Here is a 2,920-nt window from a genome sequence, read left to right as displayed (position 1 = left end):
CCGGTCGAGGCAGAAGCAATCTATTATCAGCAACTCACCGAGTCTGCCCAGGTGGCATGACTCAAACAAAAGGGTCTCCGAGAAACCCGGGGCGGTTCAGTTTGCTGACGGTGCGATGAGTAACGTACGCAGCCTTTTTGGCTGACTCATGCACTATCCAGCCCGCTCAGCGCGAAAGCCTGCGCGGGCTTTTTTGGGGCTCCATAACGACAAAACCCCTCATCGCAAAAGCGATGAGGGGTTTCGGAATTCAATCTTGACGATGACCTACTCTCACATGGGGAAACCCCACACTACCATCGGCGATACATCGTTTCACTGCTGAGTTCGGGATGGGATCAGGTGGTTCCAATGCTCTATGGTCGTCAAGAAATTCTGTTGCCGATCCGTTAACAGGTAACGTCTCAGCGAATTTTTATGCTTCTACTTAAACAAAAACCCTCAACGCGTAAGCGATGAGGGTTTCTGGAATTTAATCTTGACGATGACCTACTCTCACATGGGGAAACCCCACACTACCATCGGCGATACATCGTTTCACTGCTGAGTTCGGGATGGGATCAGGTGGTTCCAATGTTCTATGGTCGTCAAGAAATTCGGGTACCGAATCGTGCCATGCGGCGCGCTTCAGCAAATCGGGTATGTGATAGCTCGGTGCGTTTGTGACGCAAACTTTCGGTTCGTGTCATCTTCACAGTTACCGCAATCTGATGCTCCTGTCAGGAAGTCCACTCAAATTGCTTGGGTGTTATATGGTCAAGCCTCACGGGCAATTAGTATTGGTTAGCTCAACGCCTCACAGCGCTTACACACCCAACCTATCAACGTCGTAGTCTTCGACGGCCCTTTAGGGAACTCAAGGTTCCAGTGAGATCTCATCTTGAGGCAAGTTTCCCGCTTAGATGCTTTCAGCGGTTATCTTTTCCGAACATAGCTACCCGGCAATGCCACTGGCGTGACAACCGGAACACCAGAGGTTCGTCCACTCCGGTCCTCTCGTACTAGGAGCAGCCCCTCTCAAATCTCAAACGTCCACGGCAGATAGGGACCGAACTGTCTCACGACGTTCTAAACCCAGCTCGCGTACCACTTTAAATGGCGAACAGCCATACCCTTGGGACCGGCTTCAGCCCCAGGATGTGATGAGCCGACATCGAGGTGCCAAACACCGCCGTCGATATGAACTCTTGGGCGGTATCAGCCTGTTATCCCCGGAGTACCTTTTATCCGTTGAGCGATGGCCCTTCCATACAGAACCACCGGATCACTAAGACCTACTTTCGTACCTGCTCGACTTGTCTGTCTCGCAGTCAAGCGCGCTTTTGCCTTTATACTCTACGACCGATTTCCGACCGGTCTGAGCGCACCTTCGTACTCCTCCGTTACTCTTTAGGAGGAGACCGCCCCAGTCAAACTACCCACCATACACTGTCCTCGATCCGGATAACGGACCTGAGTTAGAACCTCAAAGTTGCCAGGGTGGTATTTCAAGGTTGGCTCCACGCAGACTGGCGTCCACGCTTCAAAGCCTCCCACCTATCCTACACAAGCAAATTCAAAGTCCAGTGCAAAGCTATAGTAAAGGTTCACGGGGTCTTTCCGTCTAGCCGCGGATACACTGCATCTTCACAGCGATTTCAATTTCACTGAGTCTCGGGTGGAGACAGCGCCGCCATCGTTACGCCATTCGTGCAGGTCGGAACTTACCCGACAAGGAATTTCGCTACCTTAGGACCGTTATAGTTACGGCCGCCGTTTACCGGGGCTTCGATCAAGAGCTTCGCTTGCGCTAACCCCATCAATTAACCTTCCGGCACCGGGCAGGCGTNTTTCGCTACCTTAGGACCGTTATAGTTACGGCCGCCGTTTACCGGGGCTTCGATCAAGAGCTTCGCTTGCGCTAACCCCATCAATTAACCTTCCGGCACCGGGCAGGCGTCACACCCTATACGTCCACTTTCGTGTTTGCAGAGTGCTGTGTTTTTAATAAACAGTCGCAGCGGCCTGGTATCTTCGACCGGCGTGGGCTTACGCAGTAAATGCTTCACCCTCACCGGCGCACCTTCTCCCGAAGTTACGGTGCCATTTTGCCTAGTTCCTTCACCCGAGTTCTCTCAAGCGCCTTGGTATTCTCTACCCAACCACCTGTGTCGGTTTGGGGTACGGTTCCTGGTTACCTGAAGCTTAGAAGCTTTTCTTGGAAGCATGGCATCAACCACTTCGTGTTCTAAAGAACACTCGTCATCAGCTCTCGGCCTTAAGATCCCGGATTTACCTAAGATCTCAGCCTACCACCTTAAACCTGGACAACCAACGCCAGGCTGGCCTAGCCTTCTCCGTCCCTCCATCGCAATAACCAGAAGTACAGGAATATTAACCTGTTTTCCATCGACTACGCTTTTCAGCCTCGCCTTAGGGACCGACTAACCCTGCGTCGATTAACGTTGCGCAGGAAACCTTGGTCTTTCGGCGTGGGTGTTTTTCACACCCATTGTCGTTACTCATGTCAGCATTCGCACTTCTGATACCTCCAGCAAGCTTCTCAACTCACCTTCACAGGCTTACAGAACGCTCCTCTACCGCATCATCATAAGATGATACCCGTAGCTTCGGTGCATGGTTTGAGCCCCGTTACATCTTCCGCGCAGGCCGACTCGACTAGTGAGCTATTACGCTTTCTTTAAAGGGTGGCTGCTTCTAAGCCAACCTCCTAGCTGTCTAAGCCTTCCCACATCGTTTCCCACTTAACCATGACTTTGGGACCTTAGCTGACGGTCTGGGTTGTTTCCCTTTTCACGACGGACGTTAGCACCCGCCGTGTGTCTCCCATGCTCGGCACTTGTAGGTATTCGGAGTTTGCATCGGTTTGGTAAGTCGGGATGACCCCCTAGCCGAAACAGTGCTCTACCCCCTACAGTGA

The 2,920-nt window shown here is 52.2% G+C and carries 3 rRNA genes (1 of these 3 only partly in view); all 3 read right to left on the bottom strand.

The features are described from left to right. Positions 1-254 precede the first annotated feature (254 nt). Positions 255-370 (bottom strand): 5S ribosomal RNA (rrf, locus tag AO277_RS23370). Between the two features lie 106 nt (positions 371-476). Further along, positions 477-592, bottom strand: a 5S ribosomal RNA gene (rrf, locus tag AO277_RS23365). Between the two features lie 160 nt (positions 593-752). Continuing rightward, positions 753-2,920, bottom strand: a 23S ribosomal RNA gene (locus AO277_RS23360); it runs 933 nt beyond the window's last position.

This window comes from Pseudomonas amygdali (assembly GCF_002699855.1).
Taxonomy (GTDB): domain Bacteria; phylum Pseudomonadota; class Gammaproteobacteria; order Pseudomonadales; family Pseudomonadaceae; genus Aquipseudomonas; species Aquipseudomonas amygdali.
This window is presented reverse-complemented; position numbering and strand designations above follow the sequence as displayed.